The following is a 23995-nucleotide window of genomic DNA, read 5'->3' on the forward strand; positions in this document are numbered from 1 at the left end:
GACATGGCAGATCAACCGAGGCGGCCGCGCACGCTTGGCGATGCCAGAACGGAAGCCGAGGCGGCGTTCAAGAAGGTGACGGCGAAGGTCGCCGCGCCGCCGCCCAAGCAAAACGCCGTTCCCGGCATCAAGGAGCAGGTCACGCTGCGGATCGACCAGGACGTGTTGGAGTTCTTCCAGGAGGGCGGTCCCGGCTGGCAGGACCGCATCAACGAGGCGCTGCGCAAGGCGGCGGGGAAATAGGCTCCGACCCGGCATGTCGGACCAGCGGCGTCTCTCCGCGGACTGTGACATCCGCTTGGCGCGCATCCCTATCCTCGTCATTGCGAGGAGCTCTTGCGACGAAGCAATCCAGACTTGTTCCGCGGAAAGATTCTGGATTGCTTCGCTGCGCTCGCAATGACGGAATATGCTGCAACACCGTCCATACCAACGAAAAAGCCCGGCGCGAGCCGGGCTTTTGTCTTCTGAGATCGGCGTCCGTCTCAGCGGCGGAACATGCCGCCCATCATGCCGCCGACGACGCCGCCGACGAAGGCCGCGCCGGCCGCATCGCCGGGATTGCTGCGTGGCTGGGGAGCCGGTGCGGGCGCGCTGCTCTGAGCCGGGGCGGTAGCGGCGCGGCGAGCGGCCTTCTGGCTGGTGTCGCTCGCCGTCGCCGGGGCAGCCACGACTTCCGAGAGCAGAGCTTTATGCTGAAGCTTGTTGAGGTAACCCGATGAGGGATAGCCGCGCGCCGTCTGCCAACGCTTGAGCACCGACCGGGTCTCGTCGTTGAATGTGCCGGTCTGGTTGATGTCGAAGCCGAGCGCCGTGAGCCGACGCTGCACGTCGCGGCGCTTGTTCTTGTCGAGGCCGATCTGGTCCTCGGTGACTTGGGTGGCCTCGTCGGTGAAGGTCGCAGGGTCGACGCCGGCGTTGAGCGTGCGGGTCGCGGTCGAGGGGCCGCTCTTGATCGCCGCAAGCCGAGCCAGCGCCAGCGCCTTGAATTGGCCGTTCGGGTAGGCGGTGAGGTAGGCGTTGAGCTCCTCGGGCTTGTTGGACTCCTTGACCGAGCGCCAATATTCCAGCTCGACGCCGTCCGAGCCTCCGGTCGCCGCCGGCACGATGCCGGTCGCGGTCGGGGCCGCAGCGGCAACCTGGGTGGTCGGGGCCTGATTGAGGTAGACGGAGCCGGTCAGGTTGGTGTGGCCCCAGGGCAGCTGGCCCTTGCGCGTCTCCTCATTGACCTGAGCGCGCACCGACGTCATCGCCTGCTGGATCTCGACGCCGGGCTTGGTGATGTTGTCGATCAGCGCACGCGTGAACGGGCTGTTATTGCCCTCCTGGCCGTCGAGCGCGGTCTGGCCCGGGCCGGTTGCGAACGCGATCAGCGTGCCTTCGCCGGACTTCATCTCGGCAAGGCCGCTCTGGACGTTGACGCTGCGGGTCGCCGAATTCGACTTGATCTTGGCGGCGAACGGATTGTCGCGGCAGGCATCGAGGAAGACGAGCTTGACCTTGGCATCGCCCATGGTCTGCTCGAGCGTCAGGTCGATGTTGATGGCGGCGCCCAACTTGACGTCCATCTCCGACTTGATGTCGGCGTCGACGGGCAGCAGGTAGTTGGTGCCGCTGACAGCGATGCCGTGACCGGCATAGTAGAACAGCGCTATGTCGGAGCCCTGCGCCTTGCGGCCGAAATCGAGCAGCTTCTCCGTCATCTGGTCGCGGCTGAGATTGGAGCCTTCGATCACCTCGAAGCCGACATTGCGCAGCGTCGAAGCCATCGCCTTGGCGTCGATCGGCGGGTTCGGCAATTGCGCGACGTTCTTGTAGGAGCCGTTGCCGACCACGAAGGCGACGCGGCGGTCGGCCTTGGCGGCACTGACCGACAGTGCCACGCACATCAGCGTAGCGAGGAAGGTGAGATAGCGCATTCTGAAATCCCCAGAATCGAATTGCAGGCAGCAACAAATTGGGAACGAACCTACACGAAGTGCCCGACTTCGCGCCACCAAAACGGCAGTCCGTTGCGGCAACCCGCTGCTGTGTGGCCGAATGTGCACGATGGAGTGTCGCTCCAGCGTGATCCAAATCACACGGCCACTTGGTTTTGTCGCGCGGGGCGGCGCGAGGTTCACGGTGCGCGGGCGGGAACCGGCGAAGCGGGCTTCAAATTGAGGAGATTGCCAAACAGGATCAGCGCGGCGCCGAGCACGGTCCAGGCATCGAGCCGTTCAGAATACAGCAGCCAGCCGGCGGTTGCGGTGAGTGGAACCCGTAGGAAGTCCATGGGAACCACGATCGTCGCGTCGGCGTAGCGCATCGCGCTTGCGAGGCAATAATGTGAGAACGTGCCGCAGACGGCGATCACGCCGACCCAGGCCCAGACATAGAGCGATGGCCAGGTCCAGACGAAAAGCGTCGGAACGAAGCCTGCGACCGCCTGCACCACCAGCATCCAGAACAGGATCGAGAGCGCGCTTTCGGTGCGGGTCAGCGATTTGACCTGCGCCATCGAGACGCCGAATCCCATGGCCGCGCCGAGCGCGATGAGCTGGCCCGGATTGATCTCCCCGGCCACCGGTCGGACAATGACGATGACGCCGACGAGGCCGAGCACGATGGCGGCGATCTTCCACGGTGTCATCCGCTCGGACAGGAAGCTTGCCGCGAGGAGGGCCGTCCAGATCGGCATGGTGAACTCGATGGCCACCACTTGGCCGATCGGGATCAGCGTCAGTGCGAAGAACCAGGCGAGCTGCGCAACATAGTGCACCAGATTGCGGGCGACATGCTGCGGCAGGCGCGACGTCTTGAGCACCTTCAAGCCGCCGGCGCGGTAGATGATCGGTGAGAGCAACACGAAGCCGGCCAGCGACCTCACTTCCATGATCTGAAAAACATTCAGCTCGCGCGTGGTCTCGCGCCCGGCCACAGCCATGACCAGCATCAGTGACAGCCAACCGGCCATCCACAGTGCAGCCATCATTTTCGACGGTGTGGTGCTCATTTGCGGCGGGTGGAATACGAAGGGGCGGCCGGTATCGGCGACATTGCCGCCGTTTGCAACGGCCAAATCTGCGGATGCAGCGATGCAGGGCGGCGTGTTAAGGCATCAGCCGAACAACGAGAACATCGGGAGAGATTGCCCATGCGCATCCTGCAGCCGGCCGAGTGGAAAAAACCGCGCGGCTTTTCCCATGGCGTCGTGGTGGAAGGGCCGGGCCGGTGGGTGGTTCTGGCCGGCCAAACCGGCGGCGACGAGGCGGGCAATTACGCGCCCGACATGGCGGCTCAGGTCGCGACTGCACTGAAGCGGATCGTCAAGCTGCTGGGCGAGGCCGGCGCCGGCCCCGAGCACATCGTCCGCCTGACCTGGTACCTGACCAGCCGCGCCGAGTACGAAGCGGCAGGTGCCGGCATCGGCGCGGCTTGGAAGGAAACGCTCGGGCGCAATTTTCCGCCCTCGACGCTGCTCTATATCGGAGGCCTCGTGGACGAGCGTGCCAAGGTCGAGATCGAGGTCGCGGCGTTCGTGCCCGGCACATAAATTTCGACCCGGCGGGGTCGCCGGATCGATCGTCGCATCACCCGGCGTCTTATTTAGACATCGAGATGCTGGCCCCGCGGAACTGGCTGTCCGCGCGCATCGTGACGTTCTGCTTGTTGCCGGACGTCTTCAGAGAGATGTTGGCGTTGAAGCCGGCGGTGGAGGCCACCAGCTCGTAGTTCCCGCCGGCGCCGCGCCCCTGGAGCGAACCGGAGATGTTGCGGCTGGTCTCGGACCAACTGCCTGCAATGGCGCCGCCTTCGGCCTTCACGTTGGCGCCGAGATTGAACTTGTAGGCATCGCTGGCGCAGGTCAGCGACATCTCCATGGTCGGTCCGATCGGGGCGTATTTGGCCCGGCAGCGGATCCGCTCGGTGGAGCCGTCATCCAACGTGACCGTACCAGCGCCGCTCCAGCTGCCCGCCAGCGGGGCGAACGGGCCGGACTGGGCCTCGCTTTGGGTATTGGCGATCCCTGCCGCAAACAAAACGGCGGCCGCGATCAGCAGCCGCCGGTTCCGGGCGCGAGCCTCAATTGACTTATTGGCGCGATGCTTCCCACCGCCCGCTGCACGGTATGCCTGCAGATGCTCCATTCCACTTCCCCGATCCGGCGTTGCCGCTGAGTTGACCGTTGGCATATGCACCATTGATCGAAACTTTCACAAGTCCCCCACTGCCGATGGTGCCGGAAACGTTAGCGCCGGGCGCTGTGATCTTGCCGTCGGCAACCGTCAACATGGAGCTTGCGGTCGGCTCGCACGAACCGCTCTTGGTCACGATGGTGACCTGCCAATTGCCGTCATAGGGATTCTGGGCGAAGGCGGGGGCGGCGAGGGTGCCGGCGAAAACTGAGGCGGCACAGAACACCGCAATGCGACCAAAACGCATGAATTCGTCCTTGAACGTGTCTGAGATACTGACGCTTATTCGGACGAAATGTGACGGAAATTTGTTGCGATGCCAAAACGAAAATTGTTCCTGTGGGAACAATGGTTTATTTGCCCTTTTGGCTTCGATTTCCGAAGTGGAATCAAAGGCCCCTCACGTTAAGGGTAAACGTCAGGACGACTCGGGAAAACCTGACTCAGGGAGCTTGGCCTAGGAGAGGCTCGGCGCGGAGGTCGCGAACTGCTCGTCCTGGGCTTTGGCGGGCAGCGCTTTGTGAACCTTGGCGTAGTCGATCACGTCGGCCAGCAGCTTGAGCCCGAGCGGCGCCAGCGCGCGCTCCCAAAGCTCCCGTGCGGTCTCACCCTTCTTGACGAAGCACCAGTCCTGGGCGGCGATCGCACCGGCATCCATGCGGTCGGCGAGATGGTAGATCGTGCCGCCGGCGATCGGGTCGCCTTCCTTGATGGTCCATTCCACCGCGGCCTTGCCGCGGTGGCGCGGCAGCAGCGAGGGATGATAGCCGATCCCGCCGAACCTGGCGGCGGCGAGCGCATCCTTGCCGATCCTGGCATGGCTGTGTGCGGTGATGATCAGATCGGTGTCCGGGGCGATCTCGGAGGCGACCACCAGCTTGGGATTGGCTTGCACCTCCACCTCGATGCCCGCCGCCTTGGCTGCCGCGGCGAGGCGGTCGTCGGCGTCGGCCACCACGACCCGGACGACCGAGACGCTGTGCTCCCGGAGCATGTTCAGGGTGGTCACGCCGAAATGGCGGGAGCCGACAAGGGTAATGCGCATGGGTGTCCGATCCGTCTCGCAACTGCGTACATCCCCCGATAACACGTCCGCACGCCCTGTCACCACCCGCGCAACGTTTGCGAGGGTTATCAACAATGCGCCAGGCGCCGGTTGCGTGAACTCTGGGATTGCGCGGTCGAGCTGTCCGGTGCTTCCATCCGGGCATGACACCGGCTCGGGAGCGAGCGCATGCGCAGCATCGGTTTTTTCGTCGTCGCGACACTGATGGCGGCAACTTCGGCCGAAGCTGGCGGGCCTTACCCGGCGGTCCCGCCCGCGCCATCAATAGGGCCGGCTTGGGACGCCTACCGTTGCGCGCAGGGTCCAGTGATCAATTTCTATCATGGCGCCTATTACGGCGAGGAGCCGCCTGCGCTCTATCGCGGCTACGCCTACCGGCCGTACTATCGTTACCGGGCCTATCGAAAATTGCCGCGCACCTATTTCTGCGTCATCGACGAGAGCACGTGACGGGTTCCTGTGTTTCGTTCTTAACAGAGATATCTCGGATTGGCTGATAGAGTGCGCCAACCGGGGCTGGCGACATTTCAACCCGCATCCGTTTTCGAACCCGGCTTTGGCCGCTGGCGTCACCGCCGGCGGCCTTTTCATGCTACGCATCACGAAATCATCGAACGGTAACACGATCTCAACCAGCTTGGCGTATCGACGAATCCGTCGCGGATTTGTATTGCGTACCGCGACACTGAAATCGTCCGCCGGCGTGGGCGCGCCGCCGGGCCGTTTCGCCGGGACAGATTTCATGCCGAACGCGATCGAGCAGATCGTCGACGCCTATGTGCGTCTGAAGAACCGCCGTGGACTCGACGAGCTGATGATGCACAGGCAGCGGCTCGCAGTCGATCTGAAGAGCCGGTCCGGCTATGATTTCAGCCTGCCGATCGGCCAGATCAACGAGGAAATCGCGATCATCGAGGCGGGGCTCAGCCGGCTCAAGGCGGAGAATTCCACGAGCTAGAAAGTCTGCATCGTGCACTGGATTCGGCGCTGACGCATTGTCGCAGCCCGAGCCCGGTTCATGCAGGGTTCAGGCCGGCCAAGTCTCAATGGCCAAGTCGTTTCGTGGGACGCGAACCTGAGAGGCTTGTCCCAGTGATTTGGAGGAATCGTCATGATCGAGCTTGCGCTGGCCGGCCTGCTTGCATTCGCAACCGTGCCTGCGGCATCGACGGTGCCCACGGTGGAGCAAGTTCAATTCAGAGGCGGTCCCGGCGGACAATGTCCGCGCGGCTATGATTTCAACCACTCGAACGGCCGCTGCTATCCCAACGAGCATCACGCGCCGGGTGTCTATACCCGCGATCCCGGGCCCCGTTACGGCGGCGAGCTCTGTCCGCGCGGCTACGATTACAATTACACGAACGGCCATTGCTATCCAAACGGGGCGCATGCGCCCGGTGCTTATGGCGCTCCCGAACACTACGGACGACGCGGCGAACTTTGCCCGCCCGGCTTCGATTACAACTATTCGCGCGGACAATGCTTCCCGAACAACGCCCACGCGCCTGGCTTGTACGGCCGATAATCCATCGCCCTGGTAAGGGGCGAGCTTAGTCGCGCCGGCCACCATCGATGACCGTGAACAGCGGCCGCGCCGGCGTCGGCTCGACCAATAGCTCCTCCACCAGTGCGGTCGCCGCATCGACATATTTGCGCGTGGGCTTGTCGAGAGGGCGCTTGGCCTCGTCGTCGAGCGCGACTTTTGCGGCCTCGACCAGCTTGCGCATGCGTGCCGCATGGTCGTCGCCCGCGGTCAACGTCGCGCGCGCGAGCGAGCGCAGCACGAACAGCTCGCCCTCGAGGCGGAGCAGACGGTCGTTGAGCCTGGTCAGGACGGCGTTGAGGTCGGCCATGGTGTCCGAAGCGGAGGGGTCCGTCCTGATCTAGCCGCGATCGGTGAACGGAGTCCAAACGGCGCCGGTGCAATTCGGCCGATCCAGCTCACCGCGGGCGGCTTACCACTCGATGCCGGCCCAGCGCCTCCCGAACACGGGCGGCTTCGTCTTCACGGCCTGCCAGCCGAAGAAATGATGCTTGCCGGACCAGGCGTGCACGACGCCGTTGCAGATGCCGCATTTGAAGCTGCCGCTGTGGGCCTCACTATGCTCCTCTTTGGTCGCGGTGTAGTTCATGCCGCAACTCGCACAGGTGAATTCTTCGATCGTCCAGATGCTGTTGGCCATGGTCCGGAATGCGTTTCGGTGACTGCGAATGGAAGGTAGTCACGAGCGTTTTCAGCGGCGTAAACCGGCGCCGGGAAATCCGGTTAATGGGCGTTAGCCAAGGCGGGTTGGAGTGCGGCCGATGCGGTATCCGGCAGCCGGTCGTCTTGACGCCAGATGCGTTGCTGGCAATAACGGCTGAGCCCGCAACCGCGGAAGTTGCGTTCATGCCGCAAGGAAAGCTGTGCCCGTGAAAAGCCTCCGTCAGCTGCTGACGGGAGAGGACGTCATCCAGCTCGTGATCCGGCTCGGCCTGCTGGCCCTGCTGATCATCTGGACCTTCCTGATCATCCGCCCGTTCGTGCCGATTTTGGCCTGGAGCGGCGTGCTGGCGGTCGCGTTCTATCCGGCGTTCAGCTGGGTTGCCAAGATCCTGGGCGGCCGGCCCAAGACCGCAGCCGCGATCCTGACCCTGATCACGCTGGGCATCGTCATCGGTCCGGCGACCTGGCTCGGCATCAGCGCGGTGGACGGCGTGCGTGAGCTGGCGCACCAGCTCGGCACCGGCGACCTCGTACTCCAATCGGCCCCGGAGCAGCTCAAGTCCTGGCCGCTGGTTGGCCCCTGGCTCTACGAGCTCTGGGACCAAGCCTACAACAACGTTCGGGCGGTGGTGCGCGAGGTGGCGCCGTATCTCCAGCCGCTGGCCGGCCCGCTGCTCTCGCTCGCGGGCGATGCCGGCGTCGGCACGCTCCAGTTTCTCGTCTCGGTGTTCGTGGCGGGCTTCCTGTTTCCGCATGGGCCGCGCCTGGTCGCCGCCGGCCGCGGCTTCCTGTTTCGGATCGTGCCGGAGCAGAGCGAGCATTTCCTCTCGCTGGCCGGTGCGACCATCCGCGCCGTGGCGCAGGGCGTGATCGGCGTCGCGATCGTGCAGGCGCTGCTCGCCGGCATCGGCTTCAAGCTCGCCTCGGTGCCGAGCGCAGGCCTTCTTGCCTTCATCGTGCTGCTGCTCTCGATCGTGCAGATCGGTGCTTTCCTGGTGCTGCTGCCTGTCATCATCTGGATCTGGACCGCCAAGGACGTCACCACGGCGCTGCTGCTCACCGTGTTCTTCGTGCTGGTCGGCTTCATCGACACCATGCTGAAGCCGCTCGTGATGGGCCGTGGCCTGACCACCCCGACCATCGTGATCTTCGTCGGCGTCATCGGCGGCACGCTGGCCCACGGCATCGTCGGACTGTTCATCGGACCGATCATCCTGTCCGTGGCATGGGAAATGATGATGGCCTGGATCAGGACCGAGGACCGGGCGGAGCCGGGGAAGGGTTGATCTCGCCCCGCAGGATAGCTCGCGGCCTGTGATCAAGGCGCGCCGCTAACTTGTCTGTTCGACTAGACAAGTTACCATTGGGTCGATTCTGTTTTCGACAACGGCAGCAATGGCGAAGTCTTCCAAGCTGGTCGCCGCCAGGCGCGGCAAGGTATTGTTGGTCAGACGCCGGTCGGACGGCCTGTGGATGTTTCCGGGCGGCCGCAAGCGAGCGCGCGAGTCGGAGAAGGACTGCCTGCGGCGGGAGATCAAGGAGGAGCTGCCCAAGCTGAAGCTCGGCAGGATCAGCCTCTGGAAGGAAGTGAAGACGAGGAACAAGCGCTCCGGCCGCAAGATGAGCGACGCGATCTTCATCGCCAAGTCCGCCAAGGGCAGGCTGGCGATCGGCGACAAGAAGGAGATCGACCGCGCCGCCTGGCAGAAGCCCCGCGGCATCCGTCTGACGGCGACCTCGCGCTACATCCGCGACCGCCTGTTTCCCCGCAAGCGGCGGCGAAGCTGAGCTGCTAGTCCTCGCGCGTCGCCGATCGCATCCGTCCGGCAAATCTCCGCGACTGCGCCACCTGCGGCTCGGGGGCCGTCAGCTTCGCGGCCTGGAGCTCCCGCATCTCCTTGCGGACCTGGCGCGCACTGCGCATCGCCCGCTTGATGAAGGGATGTTGAGAGTCCTCGGCGAAGAACAGTACGACTTCGCAGCTCGGACATTGCCTGGAATAGCCGTCCTGCAACCGCCCGGCGCGATCGCGAAACACGTTCTTGCACCGCGTGCACTGAATCTGGACTGAACTCATGCGCGGATGACAATCACTTTGAAGATGGATCGTCAGCTGATCCGAAATGTCTGAAGAAAGCTTGAATGCCGTCGTGGCAGGCTGCCGGCAGACATCGCGCTGCCGCGCCATTTGCCCGTCGCGGACGACGCCGGTTGGAACAGTTGGCCAGCCGTTATTGCTTGGCCGCCATCGTCTCCAGGCAATGGTTGAGAAAGGCGGTGCGATCCCTCGGCAGCACCTTCTCGAGATCGGCCTTCAACGCGCATTCGCGCTGACGCAGCTGCTCGGCCCGGCGCTTCTCGGCCGCCTCGCGGTATTCGGGAGCGACCTTGTTCGGATCGACCAGCGGCTGTGCGTGGGCGGGGACCGTCGCGAGCAGCGCGACGGCGCTGATGAAAATGAATGGTCTCAAATGAGCCTCCGTCAAAGCGGACATCCTAGCGCGCGGCGGGCGCGCGCTCAAACCGGGCGACGCGGTAGCCCGTTCCGGAAGGTCGGAGTGGTCTGATCGGCCGGTCTTGGAACTCTCATGGGCGTGTGAACCAGTTCACAAGCGCGCGGCGAAACCGCTGCTATGAAGACGTCATTGCTTAACCGATTCATTTTGAACGAAACGCCCCAGCGTGGCTCCAAGCGCTGGGGCTTTTTCGTGCCTCCATTCTCGCGACCAGGGCCAGATCGTCGGGATCGGGCCGCCGCCTCGAACGTTGCCGGGGAGGGGTGCGCTCGCAGGGCAAATCCCATATGCATGGCGGCGAGCTGCCGATTCGAGGATCAAGGCGGCTCGCGTTCAGTTTGCGGCGATTCAAGAGCAGAAGCGGGATCAAGTGAGGCTTTCCAAGAAGGCAGGCGTGACCAAGAAGCCGCCGAAGAGGAGCAAAGGATCGCAGCGCGCCACGATCTCGTCTTCGTCGCCTCTCGGCATGATGGCCCTTCATCTGCTTGCGCAATGGAAGCAGTCCGGACGCAGCGGCATCGTCTTTCTCGCCGAGAGCGAGAACAGGGCGGAGCGGCTCGGCAGCGTCATTCACGCACTCGAGCCCTCCTGCGAGGTGCTGGTGTTTCCGCGCCTGAACACGTTGCCGTTCGATCAGCTGGAGCCGTCGCATGAGCTTGCGGGGCGCAGAGCCTCCGTGCTCAGGCGCCTCGCGAAATCCAAGAAGCCGGTGTTTCTCGTATCGACGGCGGAAGCGGTGATGGAGCGCATGCCGCCGCCGGCCAGCCTGTCGCGCCTGAGCCTGAGCTTGAAGGTGGGCGGCACCTTCTCCGAGCACGACCTCGAGTCCCGCCTCGAATCCCTCGGTTACGATCTCGACGATGAGCCGGACTATCCGGGCGGGGCGCTGTTCCACGGCCAGACCTTCGAGATATTTCCGGCGGGCGCGCTGGGGCCGTTCCGGATCGAGCATTCCCAGCACACGATCAAACGGATCGTGGCGTTCGACCCGCATGAGCACAGGATCATCTTCGAGACCAGGGAGCTGCTCGTCGATCCCATGTCGGAGCGGCTCGGCCTTGCCGGCAAGGGCGGCAAGCGCGCGAGCCTGTTCGATTATTGCGCGGGCGCCAAATGGATCGCCGATGCAAGCGTCCCCTCGCACGCCGACGGATGGCTCGATACGATCGAGGAGGCCGCGCCCCGCAGCGAGCGGCAGCGCGAATATCTCGGGCGGAGCGATTGGAAACGGCTCTCCAAGGGGATGAAGGTGCTGCCGCGGACGGCGCCGTTCCAGGCCATCCCGGAGTTTTCGAAGCTGACATCCTCCCGGAAGGCGTTGCGCGGCTTCGTCGAGGAGACGCGCCGGGCCGGGTCGCGGCTGATCCTGATCGCTGCGCACGAGGACGATCTGCGCGTGATGGAGCGGATGAGCGGCGTCAAGGCGGAGCGCTGCGAAGACTGGGAGGAGGCGGCGCGCGGGCGGGGCGGCGAGGCGGCGCTGCTCGCTGATCTCGATGCCGGCTTCGTCGTGCCGGGGAAGAAGCCTCTGGTCGTGGTGACGGCGTCCGACGTGCTCGGCAGCCGCGCGCATCATCCGCAGCCGATGGCGCGCGCCTGGAGCGCGGCCTTCGACCATGCCGATGCGCCGGAGCAGGGCACGGTGGTCGTTCATCTCCAGCGCGGCCTTGCCGTGCTCGACGGCCTGCAGACGGTCAACACCGGCGGCGGCGCCATGCGCGAGATGATCCGCCTGAAGTTCGCCGGTGACAATGCGGTGCTGGTGCCGCCGCCCGATCTCGCCTTGATGTGGCCCTACGCGGCCGAGCTCGGCAGGCTTTCGCTCGACAAGGCGGACGGCAGCACATGGTGGGCGCGCCGCAGCGAGGCCGAGCGCGAGATCCAGATCGCGGGTAAGGCGCTCGCCAAGCACATCAGCCAGCGCCGGCGGCGGCGCGGCGAAAAGCTAGTGCCGCCGGGATCGGCCTACGAGAAGTTCGTCGCGCGTTTCCCTTACTTCACGACCATCGACCAGGCCCAGGCGATCCGGGACGTGCTGGACGATCTCGCGTCCGGCCATCCGATGGACCGGGTGATCTGCGGCGACGTCGGCTTCGGCAAGACCGAGGTCGCGCTGCGCGCCGCGGCCGCCGTGGTGCTGTCGGGCAAGCAGGTGGCGGTCGCGGTGCCGACGACGGTGCTGGCCCGCCAGCACGTCGCAACGTTCCAGAAGCGCTTTGCGCCGTTCGGCATCGAGGTCGGCAACCTGTCGCGCGCGACCTCGGGCGCGGCGCTGCGGGAGACCAAGGAGGGCCTGCGCAGCGGCCGGATCAAGGTCGTGATCGGCACGCAGGCGCTCACCGGCAAGGACGTCAGGTTCGACGATCTCGGCCTCGTCATCGTCGACGAGGAGCAGCATTTTGGCGCAGCGGAGAAGGCCAAGCTCGCAGGGCTCGCCAAGAACGTCCACGTGCTGATGATGAGCGCGACGCCGATCCCGCGGACGCTGGCCGCCGGTCTTGCCGGCTTCCGCGATCTCAGCGTGATCGCCTCGCCTCCGGTGCACCGGCTTCCGGTGGCGACCCGGATCGCGCCGCTGTCGGATGCGGCCATCGCCTCGGCGCTGCTGCGCGAGCAACGCCGCCACGGCCAAAGCTTCCTGATCTGCCCGCGCATCCAGGATCTCGATCCCATGCTGGCGCGGGTGCGGGCCGTCGCACCGGACCTTCGCATCGTCTGCCTGCATGGCAGGCTGGCGGCCGACGAGATCGACGACCGCATGATGAGCTTCGTCGAAGGCCATGCCGACGTCCTGCTCGCGACCAACATCGTCGAGAGCGGCCTCGACATTCCCCGCGCCAACACCATCGTGGTGTGCTGGCCGGAAAAGTTCGGCCTTGCCCAGCTGCACCAGCTGCGCGGACGCGTCGGCCGTGGCGGCATCCGCGCTTTCGCGCATCTGTTGACCGAGACGGAGTCCGGACAATCCGAGAAGCGCCTCGCCGTGCTCGAGGAGTTCAGCCGGCCGGGCGCGGGCTTTGCCATCAGCGAGCGCGACCTCGATCTGCGAGGCGCGGGCGACCTGTTCTCTGAACAGCAATCCGGCCACGTCCAGGTATTCGGGCCGGTGCTCTACAGCCACCTCCTGAAAATGGCTTCGGAGAAGACCGACGAGCAGCAGGCTGCACTGTGGGTGCCCGACCTCAACCTGCCGGTCGGGGACATGCTGCCCGAGAGCTATGTGCAGTCCGAGCCGGTGCGGCTCGAGCTCTATGCCCGCGCCGCACGATGCAACGACGAGGACGATCTCGACGACCTCGAGGAGGAGACCTCACGCCGCTTCGGACCTTTGCCGAAAGTGGCTCGCGACTTCTTCGCCGCGGCGAAGCTCAGGATCGAATGCAAGCGACGCGGCATCATCCGCCTCGACGTCGGCCCAGAAGCTGCGGCCGCGACGTTCCTGCCAGGACGCTTGCGGAAGTCGCGGGGCAAGTCGCTGCAGCGGGATGGCGACCGCGTCGTTTATCACGCCAAAACGCAGGACGCGCCGTTCGAGCGGGTGGAGGAGCTGTTCGAGCTGCTGGACGAGGGGTGAGGGGCTCGCGCGTTCGTCAGCGCGGACAGCTGCGAATTCGTAGCGGAAGCCCTGTTCCACCATTATAGTTAATTTGGGCGTGGCGAAGGAGATTGTCCGATGTCACATGCCATTCCTCCGGTCATTGTCGCGATTGTCGCAAGCTCATGTCTGTTGGCTCTGGCGCAAGCGGGCGGCGCAAATGCCGGGCCCGCAGGAGCGGGCATGGGAACGGGACCAGGTAGCGCTGGCGGCTCGGCACCTTCTGGAATGGGGACGAGTGCGGGCAATGCCGGTCCCTCAGCGCCTCCAGGGATGGGGACGAAGGACACCGCGCCCGGAGATCTGGGCACCAACAGCGAGCCGGCCAATCCGAACGTTCAGCCAGCAACGCCCGCGAAGTCGCGGGCGGCAGCTCAGGCCGCGAGAAATGCCGGGGCTGGTCACGCTCAAAATGGCCTGCCGATCGGCGCGATCGGGAGCGGCACGAGCAATGAGGATCAAAAGGCCACTGGTTCGGCGTTGTCCCAAAACAGATTCCGGCCGGCAACACAGGCTCAAGGAAGCGCCAATGCAGTTGGTCTGTCAGGGAGAGGCTCGAGCCTTTCGGACCAGGTCAGTCGGCCGCGAGCCGCACGGGCTGGAGACAAGGTGCTGGATGCCAAGGCCCGGGTCGAGCGACGAACGACCGTGTCGCCCAAACGCGTTACGAGCCCGACAGGGCCAGGTTTGTAATCTGCGAGCGAAGGGCGAACAGACAGGCTCGGCGCATCGCGCCCGATCACAAGCCCGGTGCGCGAAGCGCCGTTCGGCGGATGGAGGAGCTGTTCGGAGGGCTGGACGAGGCGGAGAGCGCCTCAAAATGCGAAAACAACCCCATGCACAGTAGCTAAGTGCTTCTACCATAAGGCTCGGCTCTGCATCGGCGGAACGCGACCAGTGGGGCGGCTCTACGTCACGCCGCGTGTCTCGACGACGTGCCTCCGTTTGACCCGTCGGGCAAAACAGTGGTATTACGCCAACTTCGGAAAATCCGTTGTACGGTCTGGCCGCCGCGTTGCTCCTGCTCGATTGGCGATGGGCGGTGGTCGTACGGGCACCGTGCATAGATCCGTAATCGGCCGGGGCGCCGGGCCGTCTGCCGGCCGGGCCGCTAACGTGGAATTAATCCGAAAAGCTCACAATTTTAGACAGTTGTGTCGATGGGTGCTGCGTAAGGGAGGCGTCGCGAGGACGTTCCGGCGACGGCTTCCTGTCGCTCGCTCATTGAGGTCAAGAACGTGACCACGTCCTTCGAAACGCCAAGCTTCGCCGAAGAGCTCGACGCCGTCGCCCTTGCAGCCGCAGCAGGCGCGCATGAACAAGCAGGCCCGGAAGCGCCAACGCCGCCGATCAGGCCCCGCCGCAAAACGGTCCTGCCGCTGGCGGTATGTGCCCTGGCCATCAACGGCGCAGCGGCGATCTATACGTCGCCCTCCGGCCTGCCGTCACTGAATGTTGCCAGCCTGGCTGAACTGCTGCCGCGGAAGGAGGCGCCGGCGCCGAAGCCGGATCCGGTCGTTGCCGCCTTGAGAGAGATTCAGTCGGCGCAGCAGCAGCACACGGCTTCGCTGCAGGAGAACAACCAGGCCCTGCAGCAGAATGCGGCCTTGTTGCAGCAGGATTCACTGATGCTGCTGTCGCTGCGGCAGAGCATCACGGACGAGCGGGTCGACGTGAAGAAGATCTCGTCGCAGCTGTCGACGCTGATCGCCAAGGTCGACTCCCTGCAGAATGTGATGATGTCGGACGTCACGTCGTCCATTCGACGAGCGAATGCGCGCTACGGACTCTCCGCCGCGATGCGCAAACGGATGGTGCGGGAGCCGAAGCCTCTGGGGCCGGTGTCGATCGGAGGGGCGCCGTTGAGCGTGCCGGCTGCGGTGGCGGCTCCGGAGAGCTGAGGACTGGTCGCGCTAGGCGGCATGCTCCTCGAACGAGGTGTAGACCAGGCCTGTGGGATCGACGACCTGAACGTCCCAGCACCCGTCCTCGACCAGCTCCCTGGCCTTCTTGAGCGCGGCGGCGAGTGACGACCGCTTGAGACTGACGACTCCCGCCGTGTCGAAACCGTTGATTTCAAACATGCCGTTCCTCCGGTTTTGGGGAGCGTACACGTTTCCGGCGGGTTGTCAGCGGGTTTTGTGAGGCTCGTACTGGCAGGGCGCAGCTTCCCGCAGATGCGTTTTTCATAGGAACTAACCGGCCGCCGCGCGTCGCAAATGTGAAGGGACGGGGATCGGGCGATGATCTTCCTCGGCAGCTTCAATCCAACACGCGATTGCATCCTGCACGTTCTGCACCGCTTCGAATTCGGTTGGCACCGTCGGACATGCAGCCGGGAAGGTCGGGCACGGTCGCAACAATGCCGCCGCCGTCTTCCTCCGACAGCGGCTCGATGATGATCTTGTAGTGCGCACGCTCGCCCATCTGGTCTCAATCTCGCAGAAACGCCCAGCAGTCACGAGCGATGGGTTTCGCAAAGGGCTCAACCCATCCCACGTGCTGAGGCCGCGGTCATGAAAGCCGCTTGCTCACCCAGGACGTTGCATCTAGCGATGACTGCAATTCTTCGGTAAATTTGGGTCGAACTTGGGAGCGATTATGGGGCGGCTACGTGATCGGGTTCGTTGGCCATGGGTCGTTGCCGGCGTCGTCCCCATGCTTTTCGTGCTCTTTTTCATAGCGTTGGGCGCATTTGCGGACCCGCAACACGACGACTTCTGTTTCTCATACCGGTATCTTGAAGAAGGGCTGTACGTTTCGCTGATGCGATTATACGGGGAGTTGGGCGGACGCGTCCTCCCCTATGTTCTCATCGAAGTGCCCGCGATCATCGCGCAGGCGACGGGCGTAAGCCTCCTTTTTGCATACTCCCTGACAATGATGACAGGCGTGATCCTGTTCGTCATCGGCTGCATGATCGCCATTTGGCGCGCGTGGCCGCGACTTCGCGGGTTGCCCTCGCTATTTCTCGGCATCGCCTTCGCCGCCGCAATCATCGGTGCTTCGCCGAGTGTAAGCGAACTGCTCTACTGGCTTCCGGGGGTCGCGTGTTACGTTCCGCCGGCGATCATCTGCATCCTGATCCTCGGGGAATGCGTTCGCGCACTGGACAACGAGGCCGATTTTTCGGCGTCTGCGATTATCTGGATGGCTGTCGGGGCCTTCATTGCGGGATTGTGCAACGAGTTTACGACCCCGTGGATCGTCGCCATTCTCATCGGCTCCGCGTTCGCGCGTCGCATGTTGGAGCGGAGAATGCAGATCGGTTGCCATCTGCTCATCGCTGTCGCCGCCTTGGCAGGTTGGACAATTGTCGTGACGGCAAGCGGCAATGGCTCCCGCATGTCGCAGATGACAAATGCCGGCCTGTTCGGCCATTCGCTGCTCGAGGCGTTCCGCTTTGGTCTTGCGCAGCTGGGGCGATTCCTGCGCGACCCCGGGGTGATCGCCTGGCTGGTTGCCGTCGGCGCATTGACGCTTGCTGCCCCCCTACCGGACCGGCCCGATCATCCCCGCGCGCGGCTGCTGGCGCCCGGCCTGATGATCCTCTGCCTTGGATGCTGCTATTTCGAGTATTTTGTTCACTACTACTCGACAGGTATTCGCCTTGTCGAGCGAGCGCAAAATCAGGCGCTGATTCTGCTGCTCTTCGGTTCGGGACTGAGCGTTTCACTGCTGGTCCGGACCTATCGCCAAGAGCTCGAGCAATTGCTTTCCAAGAGGGGCATGCTTCTACCGCTCAATTCGACGGCGTTGCCGCTTGCCCTGGCCGTCGTCGTGGCGGCCTCGCTCCTGCTCGGCAGGACGGGCCGTCTGGTGTATGCCGAGGCATCGAGCCTCTATCCCTACTGGCGTGAGACGGTCGCGCGCCACAAACGCCTCTCCACGACACCTGACTCGGTCGTGATCGTGGCTCAGCACAGATGGAAACCGACCCTCTTGCTGATAGCCGACGTGATGGTGAACAAGGGATGCGTCGCCAGATATTTTGGGAAGACCGATTTTATCGTCGTTGAAGCACCCTCGGAATGAGTGCTGCCACGGCGACGGCCGGATTTGTGGCTCTGCAGCAGCCTAAAGCGCGATGAGGTTTGGATGAATCCCTAGATGCGGGAGCTGAAGTCTCTGGGGCCGGTTTCGGTCGGAGGGGTGCCGTTGAGCATGCCGGCCGTGGTGGCGGCGCCGGAAAGCTGAAGGCACGTCAAGCAAAGCAGTTGGGAGGTAGCGCGGTAACTTGATCCGAAGTTCACGCTGACGGGCTTATAGCGCCGAGGTGGACGCGCGCAGCCAGGTAACAACGGTGAGCGCGATTGGATTGGTGGACTGTCGTCGCAATCGAAGTTTCAGTTGCTGGGCCTTGGCCTCCAGCCGTATTCCTGATGCGAAATCGTGGCGGTGATGTCGGCCTCTTTGTCTGCCGAGAGGCGCCAGGCTGCCACTCCGAAGCACAACGTCAAGATCAGGGCCGTCGCAAGCAGAAGCATCGAGACGAAATGGCTCACGCGCGTCACCAGCGGTTGGGAACTACGAGAGAGCGAACACGAGTTGCCGATTCGGAAAATACAGACGCGCTGACCTAAACGACCGATTTCCACATCCAGTCACACAGGACCAAAGGCGCTCACGATCCCGATCGTGATCGGGACCAGCGCGACGATTGTCCATAAAGCGGGCGAACTGGAAGATAGACCGGCGAAAAAGATCAAGAGACCGAAGCCCACGAGGGCCGCCGAGATGGCATAGGCGAGTGCTTTTTCCATCGTTCGATCCACGAGGAAACGGGATGGATTGCGCTTGTAGGACTCACCGCCGGTCGAAACGTTCCTATGCTCAGCTGGATCAGCGGTGCAATGGCAACGTTTGGAGCTTAGCTCAGCATGCCGACTGCAACTGCAACTCCGAAGGCTGGAGGCACCAAATCACTTGGCCATAAATCTCTTGGCCATAAATCTCTTGGCCATGAATCACTTGGCCATGACTGCGCCAGTCTGGCACGGGATCAGCGGCGCGCGCCTCTAAGGTGAAGACGGGTTAGTCCCGGTCTTCCGCTCAAGCAGCGCCATTTCAACCTGGTCAGCAAGGACCGTGAGGTGGCGCGCAAGCCGGTCGAACACTTCGCGCTTGGCTGGATCGGTAGCCAAGTCGCGGATCAGGGCGCATTCGGCCGCATCTTTGCGGAGTTTCTCGATCTGCGCCAGATAATCCTTCATCGGCAATTCGCTCCGTTCTGCGCAAACGGAACGTACAGCCAATGTTCGAAAGCGAACAGACGTGATTGCCAAACTTTCCTAGTCTTCGCTGGCTTTGGCCTTCCCCAAAAAGGTCAAGCACCTCCAGCGGCCCCGGCCTCCACACCCCAAAAGCCCCCACGGTCGGGGCCGTCATGGGGCGCTACGCCCGATCTACGATCCCACGCGCAAAGCCCGTGTCTCCAAGCAATTCGCATCGCGCGACCTGCGACAACCGCGCAACACTTTCCACTGGAACTGGCTGCTCGCGAGTGCATTTTTCGATTGCATGGTTTTCCCTGTTATCTCGGTCGGCTCGGGGTGACGGAGGGGGCGTACTATGAGCACTTACGATCGCACCGCTGTTCTGAAACAGCGTTTCGACGAGCTCGCTTCCGGGCTTTCCGAATTGCAAGATCTGCGCTCGCGCGTATTCGCGGCCGAGCAAAAGCAAGAGAGGCAAAGTCCCGAGGGCAAGCCGCCCCCGACGATTCGCAAGAGTGCCAAACCTAAATCGCGATCAGCAGAAACCGATCGACCGAAGAGGCGCTAGGCGCGGCCCCCGGTTCACGCTTCAAGAACAAGGGCCGCTGCTCTGGAACAGCGGCCCTACCGGGTTACAATAGATCCGAGATAAAATTTGCCAGCCCCGGTAACGACATGGTTCGTCCTGGAGGATGTTCCTGCATCAACAAATGTGAATCCAAAGGAACGGCCCCGAGCGTCGCGGGGCTGGCTGCGGACACACCGGGGCCGCCCGACGCACCATTCAGTCTGGCACGCCAGGGATATCGTCTGCTCAAACATTCGAGCGGGGTGTCTCAAAAGATACCGACCAGAAATTAAATTTCCTAGGGGTACAGAACCAGCCCCAACTCGAATGCGAAGAACCGGGATGAATCCAGGAGGGCCTCAGGTGCGGCAACGCGAACGACGGCCGGTGAACACGTTCGATTGCGGCTGGCGAGAAAGGAGACCGCAACCATTGGGACCGCCGGCTCACGCTGGCGGGCCACTGTCATTCGTCGCAGGTGGCCTCTCGACGCGCGAGGGCATCAGCAGACGTAGCAATTGCTCAGCTCGCTCCTTGGTCAGATTGGCCGCCATGTCGGTCCCGATCAGTGCTGGGCCCTTGCGTTCTCGATCGTAGACCATCCAACCTTTGCCTCCCATTCGAATGAAAAATCGGCTTTGCGACGGAACCTCGTCAGTCAATGAAGCATGCTCCCGGTTTGCCCAGCACTCACAGGGAGCGGCATTCATCTTTGTAGCTTCAATCGCATATGTGAATCGTTTCGGGAAAAAGTGGCACCGTCTCTTTCTTGGCGCTAACCTTGCGCGATACGTGAGTCGGGGGATTCATGGATCGGAAGCCCATTGAGAGCATGTGTCTCGAAGAGCTGTGGCGACTGCACACCCTGGTCAATGATGTTCTGGCTGAGAGGCTTGCGGCGAAGAAGCAAGAGCTAGAACGACGACTGCAGCTCCTTAACCGCGAAGGCAAAGCTCCCCATTGAGGCCGTCGCAATCGGCTCGCCGGTTCACGCTGGCGGCTAGCCGCTCGGGAGAACCGTCACTGCCGGCGCGAACCGTTCCGAGAATGTTGCGGCCTTTGCATCCCGTGCTGCGGAAAGGGCGGCCGAGATAAACGTGGAACATCCGATGGTTGCTAGCGCGAGGAGTGCCGCACCGATAATCAGGCTACGCATTCCACTCTCCCTTCAACGGGCGTTACGATCACAGCATCGGATTGCATTGTTTCAGTTTCGCTTCGTTGGGCGCCTAAAATGGCTTCGTACACGCGGCCGTGAATGCGCTGAACCAGAAGCCAGTAGACCAGCACACGGCGCAATCCCACCTCGCGCTACTTGCCGTCGTGGCTGTGAAGAAGTGCCGTCACAACGACGGCCCTTCTTCCTTTGATTGCGAACGGCGTCGCTTCACGCGCGCGCTCCAGCAGATGACAACGAACAACACGGCGGCGACGGCGACCTGACCAGCGAACGCGACAAGCTTTAAATTGCGGCTAAGTTTGGTGAGCGCGCTGGGGCTCGAACCCAGGACCCCGTGATTAAAAGTCACGTGCTCTACCGGCTGAGCTACGCGCTCCCATGGCCGCTGATGGCTAAGATAAGAGATCGCCATCGTGTTCGGACATTCGAGAGGCATGTCTTGCCGCTTCGCTGAAAATCGCGTTGCGGGGAAAACCGGTTGTTTCCGGATCATGCCTTCGGCACGGGCTGTGTAGGGGGAGTGGCAGCGGAGGTCAATAGTGCGGGTGGCTGCCGAAGATCGCGGCAGGAGCTGGGATTTGCTTGGGCTATCCGTCGCTTAGGCCAAAATTCTCACCTCAATTGGCGGCCGGTCATCCACGCCGAAGACCATGTGACTTCTAAGCACGAGGTCCGAAGACCGGCGTGGAGCCGGATCAGTTCGTCTCCCGCCGTACCTCGCTCGGCACAGGCTGCGGCGTGCCGGTCGGGTGGGGCAGCGCGACCGGGCGCAGGCCGATCAGCTCGGCGGTGCGGATCGCGCTATCGCGCCAGAACTGGAACGAGTTGATGCGGCTGAGCTCGAGGATGGCGATCGCGACGGCGGCCAGGAACGGCAGGCTCTGCAGCACCAGGACGCCGGCGAAGATGTAGATCTCGGTGATCTGGCGGAAGCTGTTGGAAGCGACCAGGACGCCGGCGCCAACGATGAGCAGGATGCCGATCACGGCCTCCCAGAAGGCCTGGAACTCGATCGACATCCTGCTAAGGCCGCCCTTGGAGGTGCGGGCGAAGGCGATGTGCTCGGTGATCAGGCCCTGCGCCACCGCGCGCGACACCGTCCATTGCACGCTCATCGCCGCGATCATGGCACCCAGCATCTGGCCGGGCTTGATGGCGACGCGGGCGCGGTACATCGACAGGAAATGCACCAGCGAGACGACGAAGGCGCCGATGATCGGCAGCGTCAGGATCTTGTCGGGGATGGCGATGTCGGCGAAGGCGACTATCGGCACCCAGACGAGGTTGAGCAGCGCCACGACCACGCCGAGGCTTTCGGCGCCCAGCCAGTTCAGCCAACCCAGGCCATATTCGCGCTTCTGGTCGGGCGTCAGCCGGCTCGCACCGGGCAGGAAGCGGCGCCAGTGCTTCTTGACGATCTGCAGGCCGCCATAGGCCCAGCGGTGCCGCTGCTTCTTGAAGGCCTCGTAGGTGTCGGGCAAGAGGCCCGCGCCGTAGCGGGTGTTGGTGTAGTGGGTGGTCCAGCCGAGCTCCTGGATCGCAAGGCCGAGATCGCTATCCTCGCAGATCGTGTCGCTCGACCAGCCGCCGGCCATGTCCATCGCGGCGCGGCGGATCAGGCACATCGTGCCGTGCACGATGACGGCGTTGAGCTCGTTGCGCTGGACCATGCCGATGTCGAAGAAGCCGGCATATTCGCCGTTCATGATGTAGTGCATGATCGACAGATCGCCGTCGCGATGCTCCTGCGGCGCCTGCACCAGGCCGACGCGCGGGTCGGCGAAGGCGGGCACGAGGTCCTTCAGCCAGTCGGGCTCGACGACGTAATCGGCATCGAGGATGCCGATGATCTCGGCATCGGCCGCGGTGCGGTCCATCGCGATGCGCAGTGCGCCGGCCTTGAAGCCTTGCACCTTCTCGGCGTTGATGAATTTGAAGCGTTCACCGAGCGCGCGGCAATGGTCCTGGATCGGCTGCCAGAAGGCGGGATCCGGCGTGTTGTTGATGATGACCACGCATTCGTAGTTCGGATAGTTCAGCCGCGACAGCGCATCCAGCGTCTGCTTCAGCATCTCGACCGGCTCGAAATAGGCCGGGATATGGATCGAGACCTTGGGGCAGTAATTCTCGGGCACGTTCTCGACCGGCTTGTCCTTCGTGATCAGCCGCTGCGGCGGCCGGCCGAAGGCGACCGCGGCGATCTCGTCGATGCGCGCCATCGCGATGAGGACGAGCGGAACAAGGAGGATCATGCCGAGCGTCAGCGCGAAGGCCGAGCCGAAGATGAAGTAGTGGCTGTTCCAGAACGCGAACACGGTCGCGGCCCAGGCGCCGACGCCATTGGCGGTCGCCGACAGCAGGAAGGCCTGCCTGGCGGTCGCTTTCTCGATCCGCAGGATCGGCAGCGACAGCAGCACGCCGACCAACAGCGCGATGCCCATCAGCTTCCAATAGTCGGGATTCTCCACTGGGCCGGTCCAGGCGAATTTCGGCTCGCGGCTGGCATTGAGGACGCCCCAATACGGACCGACGCCGCCTTCGAAGAATTTCCAGGGCTGATCGATGGCTTCGACGATGTTGTATTCCATGCCGATGGCTTCGGCGCGGCTGACGAAGTTGCGCAGCACCAGCGCCTGCTGGAACGGGCCGGGATCGGCGTTGCGCAGATTGTAGCCCTGGCTCGGCCAGCCGAACTCGGCGATCACGATGCGCTTGCCGGGGAACAGGTTGCGCAGCAGGTTGTAGCGGTCGACGGCCTGGTCGACCGCCTGGTCCGAGCGGAAGTTTTCCCAGTAGGGCAGCACGTGCGCGGCGATGAAATCGACACTGGAGGCGAGCTCGGGATTGTCGCGCCAGATGTTCCAGATCTCGCCGGTGGTGACGGGCACGCGGACCGAGCCCTTCACCTTCTTGATCATGTCGATGAGGTCTTCGACCTTCTGCTCGCCGCGGTAGATCACCTCGTTGCCGACGACGACGCCGACGACGTTGCTGTTCTTGCGGGCGAGCTCGATGGCGGCCTTGATCTCGCGCTCGTTGCGATCCTTGTCCTTGTCGATCCAGGCGCCGACGGTGACCTTGAGGCCGAACTCCGCCGCGATCGGCGGCACCAGCTCGACGCCGCCCGTGGACGAATAGAGGCGGATCGCGCGCGTCATGGTCGACAGCGTCTTCAGGTCGGCGCGGATTTTCTCGACCGTCGGGATGTTGTCGATGTCGGGGTGGGCCGAGCCTTCGAACGGCGCGTAGGAGACGCTGGGCAACAGGCCTTTGAAATCAGGTGCAGGTTCCCTGTCGCGCAGGACTCCCCATACGCCTGCATGGAGCGCAGACACGAGCAACAGAACGGCGGCGACAACGCGCATCGCGGCTAAACCAATAGGGGCTGAGGTGGCAGGGAAGCGGATCTGACCCCGAGATCCGACCGTGTCCGCGGCAAAGGAAGCATACCTCTGCCGCGCGGTTTCACA

25 protein-coding genes and 1 tRNA gene are annotated in these 23995 nt (G+C 63.6%); 11 read left to right on the plus strand and 15 right to left on the minus strand.

The genetic code is table 11. From position 1 onward, the window contains the following. Positions 1-3: 3 nt before the first annotated feature. A complete protein-coding gene (locus ACNJYD_RS18725) occupies positions 4-243 on the plus strand; it encodes a BrnA antitoxin family protein (protein ID WP_172783722.1) in 240 nt (79 codons plus the stop codon). Positions 244-485: 242 nt separating this feature from the next. On the opposite strand, the gene ACNJYD_RS18730 is transcribed toward ACNJYD_RS18725, so the two are convergent. After that, complete coding sequence (locus ACNJYD_RS18730) at positions 486-1919, minus strand: caspase family protein (RefSeq protein WP_439367378.1); 1434 nt, start codon at positions 1917-1919, stop codon at positions 486-488. A 200-nt stretch (positions 1920-2119) separates the two neighbouring features. Then, a complete protein-coding gene (locus ACNJYD_RS18735) occupies positions 2120-2995 on the minus strand; it encodes a DMT family transporter (RefSeq protein WP_439367490.1) in 876 nt (291 codons plus the stop codon). Between the two features lie 141 nt (positions 2996-3136). Between ACNJYD_RS18735 and ACNJYD_RS18740 the strand changes: the two genes are divergently transcribed. After that, positions 3137-3535, plus strand: a complete 399-nt coding sequence (locus tag ACNJYD_RS18740; RefSeq protein WP_439367379.1) for a RidA family protein — start codon at positions 3137-3139, stop codon at positions 3533-3535. Positions 3536-3584: 49 nt separating this feature from the next. Here the strand turns inward: ACNJYD_RS18740 and ACNJYD_RS18745 are convergent, their stop codons facing one another. The 3 genes from ACNJYD_RS18745 to ACNJYD_RS18755 form a co-directional block, all read right to left on the minus strand. Then, positions 3585-4130: a hypothetical protein gene (locus ACNJYD_RS18745; protein WP_439367380.1), complete on the minus strand. Its 546-nt coding sequence runs from the start codon at positions 4128-4130 to the stop codon at positions 3585-3587. After that, the gene (locus ACNJYD_RS18750; protein WP_172783726.1) at positions 4075-4425 is read right to left on the minus strand and encodes a hypothetical protein; all 351 of its coding nucleotides are present in this window, start codon (positions 4423-4425) and stop codon (positions 4075-4077) included. Before ACNJYD_RS18750 ends, ACNJYD_RS18745 begins: the two co-directional genes overlap by 56 nt. Before the next feature lie 210 nt (positions 4426-4635). After that, positions 4636-5223: a formyltransferase family protein gene (locus ACNJYD_RS18755; protein WP_172783727.1), complete on the minus strand. Its 588-nt coding sequence runs from the start codon at positions 5221-5223 to the stop codon at positions 4636-4638. Between the two features lie 189 nt (positions 5224-5412). Between ACNJYD_RS18755 and ACNJYD_RS18760 the strand changes: the two genes are divergently transcribed. The 3 genes from ACNJYD_RS18760 (at position 5413) to ACNJYD_RS18770 (ending at position 6769) form a co-directional block, all read left to right on the plus strand. Next, a complete protein-coding gene (locus tag ACNJYD_RS18760; protein WP_439367381.1) occupies positions 5413-5694 on the plus strand; it encodes a hypothetical protein in 282 nt (93 codons plus the stop codon). A 292-nt stretch (positions 5695-5986) separates the two neighbouring features. Continuing rightward, positions 5987-6202, plus strand: a complete 216-nt coding sequence (locus tag ACNJYD_RS18765; protein WP_172783826.1) for a hypothetical protein — start codon at positions 5987-5989, stop codon at positions 6200-6202. A gap of 153 nt (positions 6203-6355) precedes the next feature. Further along, the gene (locus tag ACNJYD_RS18770; RefSeq protein WP_172783729.1) at positions 6356-6769 is read left to right on the plus strand and encodes a hypothetical protein; all 414 of its coding nucleotides are present in this window, start codon (positions 6356-6358) and stop codon (positions 6767-6769) included. Between the two features lie 25 nt (positions 6770-6794). Here ACNJYD_RS18770 and ACNJYD_RS18775 read toward each other — a convergent pair whose 3' ends face one another. Both ACNJYD_RS18775 and ACNJYD_RS18780 read right to left on the minus strand, forming a co-directional pair. Beyond that, a complete protein-coding gene (locus tag ACNJYD_RS18775) occupies positions 6795-7097 on the minus strand; it encodes a hypothetical protein (RefSeq protein ID WP_027575377.1) in 303 nt (100 codons plus the stop codon). 102 nt (positions 7098-7199) lie between these two features. Beyond that, positions 7200-7427: a hypothetical protein gene (locus ACNJYD_RS18780; protein WP_172783730.1), complete on the minus strand. Its 228-nt coding sequence runs from the start codon at positions 7425-7427 to the stop codon at positions 7200-7202. A gap of 229 nt (positions 7428-7656) precedes the next feature. On the opposite strand from ACNJYD_RS18780, the gene ACNJYD_RS18785 reads away from it, so the two are divergent. Beyond that, positions 7657-8736 (plus strand): AI-2E family transporter, encoded by a 1080-nt coding sequence (locus tag ACNJYD_RS18785; protein ID WP_373569495.1) that lies wholly within the window; start codon positions 7657-7659, stop codon positions 8734-8736. Between the two features lie 109 nt (positions 8737-8845). Further along, positions 8846-9238, plus strand: coding sequence for an NUDIX hydrolase (locus ACNJYD_RS18790; RefSeq protein WP_172783732.1), 393 nt, complete (start codon positions 8846-8848; stop codon positions 9236-9238). A gap of 4 nt (positions 9239-9242) precedes the next feature. Here ACNJYD_RS18790 and ACNJYD_RS18795 read toward each other — a convergent pair whose 3' ends face one another. Both ACNJYD_RS18795 and ACNJYD_RS18800 read right to left on the minus strand, forming a co-directional pair. Next, complete coding sequence (locus ACNJYD_RS18795) at positions 9243-9488, minus strand: hypothetical protein (protein WP_439367382.1); 246 nt, start codon at positions 9486-9488, stop codon at positions 9243-9245. A 193-nt stretch (positions 9489-9681) separates the two neighbouring features. After that, positions 9682-9921 carry a hypothetical protein gene (locus tag ACNJYD_RS18800; protein ID WP_439367383.1) on the minus strand — a complete coding sequence of 80 codons (240 nt, stop codon included), beginning with the start codon at positions 9919-9921 and terminating at the stop codon, positions 9682-9684. Positions 9922-10432: 511 nt separating this feature from the next. Here ACNJYD_RS18800 and ACNJYD_RS18805 point away from each other — a divergent pair. Together ACNJYD_RS18805 and ACNJYD_RS18810 are read left to right on the plus strand one after the other, a co-directional pair. Then, entirely contained in the window at positions 10433-13540 is a 3108-nt protein-coding gene (locus ACNJYD_RS18805; protein ID WP_439367491.1) for a DEAD/DEAH box helicase, read from the plus strand. A 1259-nt stretch (positions 13541-14799) separates the two neighbouring features. After that, entirely contained in the window at positions 14800-15462 is a 663-nt protein-coding gene (locus tag ACNJYD_RS18810; protein ID WP_439367384.1) for a hypothetical protein, read from the plus strand. A 12-nt stretch (positions 15463-15474) separates the two neighbouring features. On the opposite strand, the gene ACNJYD_RS18815 is transcribed toward ACNJYD_RS18810, so the two are convergent. Further along, on the minus strand, positions 15475-15645 hold the full coding sequence (locus tag ACNJYD_RS18815) for a hypothetical protein (protein WP_212257138.1): 171 nt from the start codon (positions 15643-15645) through the stop codon (positions 15475-15477). A 178-nt stretch (positions 15646-15823) separates the two neighbouring features. Continuing rightward, positions 15824-15988, minus strand: a complete 165-nt coding sequence (locus tag ACNJYD_RS18820; RefSeq protein ID WP_306557882.1) for a type II toxin-antitoxin system HicB family antitoxin — start codon at positions 15986-15988, stop codon at positions 15824-15826. Positions 15989-16219: 231 nt separating this feature from the next. Here ACNJYD_RS18820 and ACNJYD_RS18825 point away from each other — a divergent pair, with 231 nt between their 5' ends. Continuing rightward, the gene (locus tag ACNJYD_RS18825) at positions 16220-17596 is read left to right on the plus strand and encodes a DUF6056 family protein (protein WP_439367385.1); all 1377 of its coding nucleotides are present in this window, start codon (positions 16220-16222) and stop codon (positions 17594-17596) included. 569 nt (positions 17597-18165) lie between these two features. Here the strand turns inward: ACNJYD_RS18825 and ACNJYD_RS18830 are convergent. Continuing rightward, the gene (locus ACNJYD_RS18830; protein WP_164936882.1) at positions 18166-18324 is read right to left on the minus strand and encodes a hypothetical protein; all 159 of its coding nucleotides are present in this window, start codon (positions 18322-18324) and stop codon (positions 18166-18168) included. A gap of 255 nt (positions 18325-18579) precedes the next feature. Continuing rightward, positions 18580-18774: a hypothetical protein gene (locus ACNJYD_RS18835; RefSeq protein ID WP_260379229.1), complete on the minus strand. Its 195-nt coding sequence runs from the start codon at positions 18772-18774 to the stop codon at positions 18580-18582. A 358-nt stretch (positions 18775-19132) separates the two neighbouring features. Between ACNJYD_RS18835 and ACNJYD_RS18840 the strand changes: the two genes are divergently transcribed. Beyond that, positions 19133-19345 carry a hypothetical protein gene (locus ACNJYD_RS18840; RefSeq protein WP_172783739.1) on the plus strand — a complete coding sequence of 71 codons (213 nt, stop codon included), beginning with the start codon at positions 19133-19135 and terminating at the stop codon, positions 19343-19345. A gap of 1480 nt (positions 19346-20825) precedes the next feature. On the opposite strand, the gene ACNJYD_RS18845 is transcribed toward ACNJYD_RS18840, so the two are convergent. Both ACNJYD_RS18845 and ACNJYD_RS18850 read right to left on the minus strand, forming a co-directional pair. After that, positions 20826-20901, minus strand: a tRNA-Lys gene (locus ACNJYD_RS18845). A gap of 319 nt (positions 20902-21220) precedes the next feature. After that, complete coding sequence (locus ACNJYD_RS18850; RefSeq protein ID WP_172783742.1) at positions 21221-23890, minus strand: glycosyltransferase; 2670 nt, start codon at positions 23888-23890, stop codon at positions 21221-21223. Positions 23891-23995: the final 105 nt, after the last annotated feature.

Source organism: Bradyrhizobium sp. SPXBL-02 (assembly GCF_051853065.1).
Lineage (GTDB): Bacteria > Pseudomonadota > Alphaproteobacteria > Rhizobiales > Xanthobacteraceae > Bradyrhizobium.

Excerpts from the sequence above, each read along its gene's own strand:
- ACNJYD_RS18780 (WP_172783730.1), bottom strand. The coding sequence starts at position 7,427 with ATGGCCAACAGCATCTGGACGATCGAAGAATTCACCTGTGCGAGTTGC.
- ACNJYD_RS18840 (WP_172783739.1), top strand. The coding sequence starts at position 19,133 with ATGAGCACTTACGATCGCACCGCTGTTCTGAAACAGCGTTTCGACGAG.
- ACNJYD_RS18825 (WP_439367385.1), top strand. The coding sequence starts at position 16,220 with ATGCTTTTCGTGCTCTTTTTCATAGCGTTGGGCGCATTTGCGGACCCG.
- ACNJYD_RS18745 (WP_439367380.1), bottom strand. The coding sequence starts at position 4,130 with ATGGAGCATCTGCAGGCATACCGTGCAGCGGGCGGTGGGAAGCATCGC.
- ACNJYD_RS18770 (WP_172783729.1), top strand. The coding sequence starts at position 6,356 with ATGATCGAGCTTGCGCTGGCCGGCCTGCTTGCATTCGCAACCGTGCCT.
- ACNJYD_RS18775 (WP_027575377.1), bottom strand. The coding sequence starts at position 7,097 with ATGGCCGACCTCAACGCCGTCCTGACCAGGCTCAACGACCGTCTGCTC.
- ACNJYD_RS18740 (WP_439367379.1), top strand. The coding sequence starts at position 3,137 with ATGCGCATCCTGCAGCCGGCCGAGTGGAAAAAACCGCGCGGCTTTTCC.
- ACNJYD_RS18850 (WP_172783742.1), bottom strand. The coding sequence starts at position 23,890 with ATGCGCGTTGTCGCCGCCGTTCTGTTGCTCGTGTCTGCGCTCCATGCA.
- ACNJYD_RS18730 (WP_439367378.1), bottom strand. The coding sequence starts at position 1,919 with ATGCGCTATCTCACCTTCCTCGCTACGCTGATGTGCGTGGCACTGTCG.
- ACNJYD_RS18760 (WP_439367381.1), top strand. The coding sequence starts at position 5,413 with ATGCGCAGCATCGGTTTTTTCGTCGTCGCGACACTGATGGCGGCAACT.
- ACNJYD_RS18755 (WP_172783727.1), bottom strand. The coding sequence starts at position 5,223 with ATGCGCATTACCCTTGTCGGCTCCCGCCATTTCGGCGTGACCACCCTG.
- ACNJYD_RS18790 (WP_172783732.1), top strand. The coding sequence starts at position 8,846 with ATGGCGAAGTCTTCCAAGCTGGTCGCCGCCAGGCGCGGCAAGGTATTG.
- ACNJYD_RS18805 (WP_439367491.1), top strand. The coding sequence starts at position 10,433 with ATGATGGCCCTTCATCTGCTTGCGCAATGGAAGCAGTCCGGACGCAGC.
- ACNJYD_RS18815 (WP_212257138.1), bottom strand. The coding sequence starts at position 15,645 with ATGTTTGAAATCAACGGTTTCGACACGGCGGGAGTCGTCAGTCTCAAG.
- ACNJYD_RS18735 (WP_439367490.1), bottom strand. The coding sequence starts at position 2,995 with ATGAGCACCACACCGTCGAAAATGATGGCTGCACTGTGGATGGCCGGT.
- ACNJYD_RS18830 (WP_164936882.1), bottom strand. The coding sequence starts at position 18,324 with ATGGAAAAAGCACTCGCCTATGCCATCTCGGCGGCCCTCGTGGGCTTC.
- ACNJYD_RS18725 (WP_172783722.1), top strand. The coding sequence starts at position 4 with ATGGCAGATCAACCGAGGCGGCCGCGCACGCTTGGCGATGCCAGAACG.
- ACNJYD_RS18820 (WP_306557882.1), bottom strand. The coding sequence starts at position 15,988 with ATGGGCGAGCGTGCGCACTACAAGATCATCATCGAGCCGCTGTCGGAG.
- ACNJYD_RS18835 (WP_260379229.1), bottom strand. The coding sequence starts at position 18,774 with ATGAAGGATTATCTGGCGCAGATCGAGAAACTCCGCAAAGATGCGGCC.
- ACNJYD_RS18750 (WP_172783726.1), bottom strand. The coding sequence starts at position 4,425 with ATGCGTTTTGGTCGCATTGCGGTGTTCTGTGCCGCCTCAGTTTTCGCC.
- ACNJYD_RS18765 (WP_172783826.1), top strand. The coding sequence starts at position 5,987 with ATGCCGAACGCGATCGAGCAGATCGTCGACGCCTATGTGCGTCTGAAG.